Below are 8,225 nucleotides of genomic sequence, written 5' to 3' on the forward strand. Positions count from 1 at the left end.
ACGTGCAGTGGCTGCTGCTCGACGAGCGGGTCGGGGCGCCGCCGAAGAACCTGGACAAACTGACCGAGCTGAGGTTCCAGCTGGGGACGGTCCGCGTGTACCAGATCTACCCGCCACCGCCGGCCAACCCGTACCCGACGAAGTCCCCCACCCAAAGCCCGACCCAGAACCCGACCGGCGAGCCCTCGACGCCGTTCCCGTCCTCGTCGACCAGCGGCTCGCCCGCGGACCCGACCACGCCGTTCCCGACGCCGAGCTTCCCGACCGGGACCCAGCCGCTCCCGAGCGGGTCCCTGCCGACCTACATTCCGCCGTACTCGGCCAGCCCCGGGGCGGTCAGCGGATCGACACCGCCGGGATCGCCACACTCTGGTTAGCGAGCCGGTCGAGGGCCGTCACGGAGTACAAGTACGCCGTACCAGCCGTCGCCGTGCTGTCGACGTACGACTGCACCGCCCCCGTCGAGCGCACCGTCGCGATCAGGTTGCGCGCGTCGTTGTCCGGGCAGTGGTCGCCGCCCTTGAGCTCCCGCCGGTAGATCGCGTACGACGTGGTGTCCGCCGACGTCCGCGACCACTTCACCTGAACACCGTCCGCCGTCCGCGAGGCGTGCACCGCATGCACCGGCAGCGGCGCGCGGGAGTCGAGCGCGGGCATCGCCGGGATCAGCGCGGGCCGCGAGTACCAGGTCTTGTTGACCAGCGAGGTCGCTCCGAGCCGGTCCGCGCGGACGTCCTTCGCCGAGAAGTAGATGTTCCCCTTCACCTCGGGGATCGTGCTGTCGAACGCCAGGTGGTCGCTCAGCTCGGTCGGCACCGACCAGCCCGGCGACTGCGTCGACGTACCGACCTTGTACGTCGCCTCGCCGATGTAGAGGTGCACGTGCGTACCGCGGACCTGGTCCGCCCACCACGGCACGATCTTGTCGTAGTCGGCGGGCGTGAACCCGCGCGCCCAGTACACCTGCGGCACGATGTAGTCGATCCACTCCTCGCGCACCCACTTGCGGGTGTCGGCGGCGAGGTCGTCGTACGTCTGCACGCCGGCCGTGGTGTCGGTGCCCTCCGGGTCGGTCGCCTTGTTCCGCCAGACCGCGAACGGCGAGATGCCGAACTTGATCCAGGGCTTGATCGCGTGCATCTTCTGGCTGAGCTCGTGGATCAGCAGGTCGATGTTGTGCCGCCGCCAGTCCTGCAGGTTCGTGTAGCCGTCGTTGTACTGCGCGAACGTCGCGGCGTCGTCGAAGGTCTGCCCGGCCACCGGGTACGGGTAGAAGTAGTCGTCGAAGTGCACGCCGTCGATGTCGTAGTTCGAGACGGCGTCCATGATCGCGTCCTCGACCAGCTTGCGGGCGGCCGGGATGCCGGGGTTGTAGTACAGCTTGCCGCCGTACTTCACCACCCAGTCCGGGTGCAGCCGCGCCGGGTGCGTCGGGACGAGCGCATTGAGGTCGGTGCCCATCGAGAGCCGGTACGGGTTGAACCAGGCGTGCAACTCGAGATTCCGCTTGTGCGCCTCGGCGACCGCGAACTTCAGCGGGTCGTAGCCGGGGTCACCGCCCTGGTGCCCGGTCAGGTACTGCGACCAGGGCTCCACCTTCGACGGCCAGAACGCGTCCGCGGTCGGGCGGACCTGCAGGACGACCGCGTTGTGGTGCTGCCGGACCGCGTCGTCCAGCCAGCCGATCAGCTCGGCCTGCTGCTGCGCGGCGCTGAGCCCGGGCTTGGACGGCCAGTCGATGTTCACCACCGACGAGACCCAGCTCGCCCGGAACTGCCGGAGCGGGGTGGCCGTGCTCGGCGTACACGTCTGCTGATCCGCGGCGGACGCGGTACCGGTCAATCCGCTCAGCAACAGTCCCGCCGTCGCGCCCAGAACGGCCATAGCTCGCCAGACTCTCATGTCACTCTCCGACCGTCGTTCGAGGTGAAGTCGAAAGATGTTTACACATTCAGCCGCCTCAAGAGAAGACGCTAGGTTAGTGGCATGCTGCGGACCGCGACCGAGGACGACGTCGAGACGATCCGGCTGTTGCGGAACCAGCAGGCGAATCGGGACGTGAGCATCACCGCGCACGAGATCACCGCCGGCGAGCACGCCGCGTGGTGGGCGAAGACCTCGGTCGACCCGTCCCGCCGGGTGCTGATCTACACCCGCGACGGCGCGTCCGCCGGGGTGGTGAACTTCTTCGACCTCGACGGTACGTCGGGAGCGTGGGGGTTCTTCCTGGACGCCGACGGGCTGGCCGAGCGCGGCGAGACGCTGCCTGCCTGGATCGAGATCATGCGCGAGGCGACGGCGTACGCGTTCGACGAGCTCGGCCTCGACGTACTCACCGGTGAGGTGCTGGAACACAACGCGGTGGTCCGGCAGATGAACCGGCGCTTCCGGTTCACCGAGGGTACGCCGGAGACTCGGTACGCCGACGGACGCGAGCTCACCGTGATACCGATCAGCCTGCGCAGAGCAGACCGCCGAAGGGGGAAAGCGTGAAGACCATCGAGATCGGGGACGTGCCGGTCGGGCCGGACCAGCAGCCGTTCGTCATCGCGGAGATGTCCGGGAACCACAACGGCGACCTGGAGCGCGCGAAGGACATCGTCCGGGCGGTCGCGGAGACCGGCGCGCAGGCGCTCAAGCTGCAGACGTACACCGCGGACACGATGACGCTCGACCTCGACCTGCCGGCCTTCCGGCTGCCGTCCGAGCACGAGCTGTGGAGCGACGCCCGGCTGTACGACCTGTACAAGGAGGCGCACACGCCCTGGGCCTGGCACGAGCCGATCTTCGAGCTGGCGGCCGAGCTCGGGATGATCGCGTTCTCGTCCGCGTTCGACCGGACCGCGATCGACTTCCTGGAGAAGCTCGGCGTCCCGGCGTACAAGGTCGCGTCGAACGAGATCGGTGACCTGCCGCTGGTCCGCGGGATGGCGGAGACCGGCAAGCCGATCATCATCTCGACCGGTTCCGCGACGCTGACCGACATCGACGCCGCGGTCCGGGCCGCGCGCTCCACGGGCAACGAGCAGATCATCGTGCTGTCCTGTACGGCGAGCTACCCGGCACCACCCGAGCAGTCGAACCTCCGCGGCATCCCGGTCCTCCGTGACGCCCTCGACGTACAGGTCGGCCTCTCCGACCACACGATGGGCATCGGCGCCGCCGTCGCGGCCGTCGCCCTCGGCGCGACCGTCATCGAGAAGCACGTCACGCTGAAGCGGACGGACGGCGGCGTCGACTCCGCCTTCTCCCTGGAGCCGTGGGAACTCGAACTCCTGGTCGAGAGCACCCGAGTGGCCCAGCTCTCGCTCGGCAAACCCGTCATCGGCCCCAAACAAGCCGAAGAAAACGTCCTCCGCTTCCGCCGCTCCCTCTACGTCACCCAGGACGTCCAGGCCGGCGACCCCATCACCCCCGACAACGTCCGCTCCATCCGCCCCGCCGGCGGCCTCGCCCCCGACCTCTACCCCCAAGTAGCAGGCCGCCCCTTCCGCACCAACACGCCCGCCGGCACCCCCCTCACCTGGGACCTCCTCTGATGTACCTCCTGTTTCCTGGGCGGCATCATGTGTTGACTCGGTTTCAGGGGGAGTTTCTCAAGGGGTTTCCGGGGCGGACCGTGGTGTGGGCGGTGACTTCGGCCAATCATCAGACCACCAAGCGGAATCCGGTGGGGTTCGATCGGCGGGAGGCGGCGATCGAGCGGTTGAGTGTGGTGGAGGGGATTCGGTCGTTGGTGGTCGGGGTGGTGGACACGCCACCGACGGACGAGTTCGCCGAGGTGACGGTGAAGGCGATCGAGGCGGGGACCGACGATCTCGTGCGGTTGACGCCGGCGAACACGGTGGTCGCGTGTTCGACGCCTGAGGTGAGCAAGTTGTACGAGCAGCTCGGGTACCAGGTGATCGGTGTCGAGCCGGAGGGTACGGCGCGGCCGTGGGACGTGCTGCTGATGATTGCCGCCGGCAACGACGAGTGGAAGCAGCTCGCGCATCCGGCGACCGTGGACGTGTTCGAGCGGTACGCCCTGGACGCGCACGTCGCGCGGTGTGTGAACGACCCGGTGGTCGGCGACGACGGCGGGCTGACCACGACCCGCGACTACAAGACGTACGCCGACGCGTTCGAGACCGCCGCCGACCGGAAATGGCAGCAGATCAAGGACTTCGTCCGGCCCGGCCGGATCCTCGACATCGGCTGCGCGACCGGTGCGACGCTGCAGCTGGTCGACCGCGACCCGCGGTTCCACGAGTCCGACCTGATCGGCGTCGAGGTCGCCCGGCACCTGTACGCCGAATGCGTACACAAGAAGGAGCAGGGCCTCTTCAGCAACCCGAACGTGTACTTCTACCAACGCAACATGCTCGGGTCCGCTGTCTTCCCGGCGCGGTCGATCGACACCACGCTGACGCTGGCGCTCACCCACGAGATCTGGTCGTACGCCGACGGGTCGCGGCCCGCCACGGTGCAGCGGTTCGCGGACGCACTGTTCGCGCACACGGCACCGCACGGTGTGTGGATCAACTCCGACGTGTGCGGCCCGGACGAGCCGGATCGTCCCGTCGTACTGCACCTGGACGACAGCGACGGTGCCAACCCGGACGACGTGGCCGACCTCGAAGCGCTCGCCGACCCCGCGGCGTACGTGGGCACGCTGTCGACGCGGGCGCGGTTCTTCCAGTTCGCCCACGACTTCCGGCGGAACGCGAAGGTACCGTTCGCGTACGCCGTACTCGGCGACAAGCTGCGTCTCCGGCTGGCCGACGCGATGGACTTCCTGACCCGCAAGGACTACGTCGACAACTGGCTGAGCGAGACGCACGAACAGTTCTGCGGCCTGAACTTCGCCGGCTGGACCGCGATCGCCGAGCAAGCCGGCTTCACCATCGACCCGTCTTCCCACGCCTGGCGCAACGACTGGGTCGTCACCAACCGCATCGCCCCCGTCGCCACCATCACGACCCCCGACGGCGACCCGCTCGACTGGCCGGTCACCCACCAACTGATGATCGCCCGCCGCTAACCCACGTCGAGGTGCAGCGTCCCGGCCAACGGCCGGACGGCGAGCGTGTGCGCGCCGCGGGTGACAGTCAGCGGGAGCTTGCTGGACAGGAAGGGTTCGCACTGGACGGCGCGTTCGGTGCCGTCGGGGGCGGTGGCGAAGAGGATCCACTCGGCCGGCTCCAGCGAATCCATGTCCACGACCGCGGCCCACCCGTCGTCGGAGACGGTACGGCGGCACGCGACGTCCACGTGGTCGTCGGAGTCCGGCAGGTACCGCCGCCAGCTGAAGTCCACCTCGCCCCAGTCCGGCCCGCGCACCACCAGCTTGTTGCCTGCGGCAACCGCAGCGGTGGCGGTCATCCGGATCGGCGACTCGTGCAGGTTCACGTATCCGCCGGTGGAGCGGGTCAGCATCACGACCCGGCCGCGTTCCGCGTGCGACACCAGCCGGTCGCCCGCCGTCCACAGCAGCACCTGCTCGCGGCCGCCCGGCTCGCGCATCCGGAACGCGCGCGTCGTCCGCTGACTGAACGGGTCGTCCGGGTTGATCTCCTCGAGGATCGGCCGGATCGGCAACCAGGCGGTGAAGTCCCGCCCGTGCAGCTCCAGCGGCAGTTGCTCCTCGCCACCCGACAGCGGCCGGCTCACGAACAGCGACGGCTCGTCGAACGCCGACCGCCCGCGCAGGACCAGCGCGTCCGGGGTCTGCTCGACCGCGGTCAGCCGGCACGGGTCCGGCAACCGCCGTACGGCGAACGCCCCTTCCTTTCCCGGCCCGGGCTGGATCCAGTTCGTGTCGTCGATCCACGCGCCCGGCGGCCAGCCCGGGCTGCCGGCCTTCGGCCCGCGGAGCCGGTCCCGTCGCCGGATCCCGCCGGTACGCATCCGGACGTCGAAGTGCGACGGCCCGGCCGGGCATTTCGCCAGCAGTCGCCGGCTCACCCGGACCTCGAACCCGACCAGGTTCTGCTCGCCGCGCAGGTCCTCCGCGACGTACCGCCGGACCGGCAGCCGGTGGTTGATCCCGCCGGTCATCAGGCCGATGCGGAGGCTCGACGGCTTGGCCTGGAGGTGCCGCAGCTCGGCCGTCCCGCGGATCGACAGCTCCCCGTCGATCCAGGACACCTCCCGCACGCTGGTCGCGAGGTTGAAGTCGGTCTTGGTCCGCGGCAGCGCGTCCTCGGCCGTGGCCGGGTCGAGAGCGACCGCGTGCAGGAACTCGAGGTCGCCCGCGCGCAGCGCGTCGAACTGGAGCTGGGCGAGGCGCGGCGAGTTCGTCAGCACGGGCTCATCGAGCCGGTCCAGCAGCTCGGTGGTGAGCTCGACCAGGTGCTGCTCCTCCTCGGCCGGCACGGTGCCGAACGCCGAGAGAATCGCGTGCAGGTCGATCTGCCGGAAGTGCGCATGCACCCGGTGCCGGATCGCGGGCAGCGCGTCCTCGACCTGGTCCAGAACCATCCCAGCCGAGACGACCCGGTCGCGGATGTTCGCCAGCTGGAACTTCTGCTGGGTGATCGAGTCGCCGGACTCGCGCTCCCGCCAGAAGTACACCGGCGCCGCGACGGTGTCGACGGTGACCGCGTCCAGGTGCGCCTTCAGCGTGACCGGGTAGTCCTCGTACCGGATCGCCGGGAAACGGTAGCCGTACTCGTCCCAGAACGACCGCCGGTACACCTTGTTCCAGACCATCCGGTCCAGCACCAGCTGCGGTGTCTCGGAGATGTGCGTGGCCAGCCGGTCCGCCGTGAACGCCTGCGCGTGCAGCCAGGACGGCCGTACGCCGTAACTGTTGTTGAACCGGCGCGCGTTACCGGCGGCGAAGTCCGAACCGGTCTGGTCGAGCGCCTTGATCAGCAGCCCGAATCCGTGCCGCGTGACCAGGTCGTCGCTGTCGACGAACGTGACGTACTCCCCGGTCGCGTGCTCGACGCCGGTGTTGCGCGCCGGGCCGAGGCCGGCGTTCGGCTGCTCGACGATCCGGAACCGCGGGTCCCGGCCGCAGAACTCCTTCGCCACCACCGCGCTGTCGTCCGGTGAACCGTCGTCGACCAGGATCGCCTCGAAGTCCGCGAACGTCTGCCGCGCGATCGAGTCGAGACAGTCCCCGATGTAAGCCCCCACGTTGTAGAACGGCACTACCACGCTGAGACGTGGTCCGCTCATCTGTTGCGGATCCGGCGGACGAGCTTGCGGGCGACGACCTTCGGCTTGCGGACCTGGGCGGCGTGGAACATCACCCGGGACACGGCGTACGTCCGGGAGCCGCGGATCCGCTCGTGCGCGGCGGTCAGCTTCTGGACCTGGATGCGGAGCTCGCGGATCCGGTTCTCGCGGGTCTTCATCGCCTTGTTCCGGAAGCCGAGCGTGCGCTCGAGGCCGTACACGTGACCCTTCAGCTCGAACAGCTCGTGCTTGGCGGCTTCGGCCTCGGCGACGGCCGTTCGTACGTCGACGACGCCGGTGCGGGTCCCGAGCACCTCGTCGAGCGCCTGGGCGATTTCCTTGCCGCGGGCAACTTGTGCGCTGGCCGCCGGCGGGGTGTCGGGCGAGGTCGCCTGCGTCTGCTCCGGCGCCTCCACCCCGGACATCCCGAGCCAGGCGGACACCAGGTCGTCGCCCACCATCCACGGCGGCCACGGGTGCCGCCGCTGCTGCCCGACCAGCCGCTCGTGGAACCGGTACCACGCCGCTGCGAGCAGATCCTCCTTCTTCACACAGTCCTGGGCCACCCAGCCCGAGACTCCGTGCGCGAAGGATTCGCCGTCATACACAACGTCATCCCACCGCAGCACCACCCGCGACTCGGTTACCCAGTCCCCGAGCTCCGCGGCGAGCTTCCGGAACCCCGGCACATCCTCCGCAGCCGCGAGCCGGAACAACACGCTCTCGACGGACGTACCTGAGGAGATGGTGCTGGGGACGACCGCAGGATCATACGAAAGGACGGCGCCGGGGGCGGACGGGTTCTGGATGGGTTCGCCGGTGGTGGTTGTGTCCCAGCCGGTGAGGGTTTGGTCGGCGGTGAGGACTGTGCCTGCTGTTTCGGTGTAGATGTCGTGTGCCGGCTGGGCTCCGACGACGGCCAGCCAGCCGGTGGGGATGGCGGCGAGGAGGCCGGCGCGGGCGGCGGTGTCGGTGCCTTCGTGGGCGGGCGACAGCAGGGGTACGTCGGTCTGCTCGACCGCGGCTACTGCCAGGCGGGTCGGGAGTTCACCGGGGCG

The 8,225-nt window shown here is 69.4% G+C and carries 6 protein-coding genes and 1 pseudogene; 4 read left to right on the plus strand and 3 right to left on the minus strand.

Annotation, left to right across the window (positions count from 1 at the left end; genetic code table 11):
- Positions 1–377: pseudogene (locus tag VFF46_RS27370) on the plus strand (hypothetical protein); the annotation flags it as partial.
- On the opposite strand, the gene VFF46_RS27375 reads toward VFF46_RS27370, so the two are convergent.
- Positions 337–1,884: a glycoside hydrolase family 10 protein gene (locus VFF46_RS27375; protein ID WP_325040099.1), complete on the minus strand. Its 1,548-nt coding sequence runs from the start codon at positions 1,882–1,884 to the stop codon at positions 337–339. The pseudogene VFF46_RS27370 and the gene VFF46_RS27375 overlap by 41 nt on opposite strands.
- 102 nt (positions 1,885–1,986) lie before the next feature.
- Here VFF46_RS27375 and VFF46_RS27380 point away from each other — a divergent pair, with 102 nt between their 5' ends.
- The 3 genes from VFF46_RS27380 to VFF46_RS27390 all read left to right on the plus strand — a co-directional run bounded on the left by VFF46_RS27380 (position 1,987) and on the right by VFF46_RS27390 (position 5,023).
- Positions 1,987–2,493 carry a GNAT family N-acetyltransferase gene (locus VFF46_RS27380; RefSeq protein ID WP_325040100.1) on the plus strand — a complete coding sequence of 169 codons (507 nt, stop codon included), beginning with the start codon at positions 1,987–1,989 and terminating at the stop codon, positions 2,491–2,493.
- Positions 2,490–3,539 (plus strand): pseudaminic acid synthase, encoded by a 1,050-nt coding sequence (gene pseI / locus VFF46_RS27385; protein ID WP_325040101.1) that lies wholly within the window; start codon positions 2,490–2,492, stop codon positions 3,537–3,539. Before VFF46_RS27380 ends, pseI begins: the two co-directional genes overlap by 4 nt.
- A gap of 92 nt (positions 3,540–3,631) precedes the next feature.
- The gene (locus tag VFF46_RS27390; protein WP_325040102.1) at positions 3,632–5,023 is read left to right on the plus strand and encodes a class I SAM-dependent methyltransferase; all 1,392 of its coding nucleotides are present in this window, start codon (positions 3,632–3,634) and stop codon (positions 5,021–5,023) included.
- On the opposite strand, the gene VFF46_RS27395 is transcribed toward VFF46_RS27390, so the two are convergent.
- Both VFF46_RS27395 and VFF46_RS27400 read right to left on the minus strand, forming a co-directional pair.
- On the minus strand, positions 5,020–7,167 hold the full coding sequence (locus VFF46_RS27395) for a glycosyltransferase family 2 protein (RefSeq protein ID WP_325040103.1): 2,148 nt from the start codon (positions 7,165–7,167) through the stop codon (positions 5,020–5,022). The two genes, VFF46_RS27390 and VFF46_RS27395, sit on opposite strands and share 4 nt — an antisense overlap.
- A partial coding sequence (locus tag VFF46_RS27400; protein WP_325040104.1) for a hypothetical protein occupies positions 7,164–8,225 on the minus strand: 1,062 nt, incomplete at its 5' end. The genes VFF46_RS27400 and VFF46_RS27395, both read right to left, overlap by 4 nt.

The organism is Kribbella sp. (genome assembly GCF_035655035.1).
Classification (GTDB): Bacteria; Actinomycetota; Actinomycetes; order Propionibacteriales; family Kribbellaceae; genus Kribbella.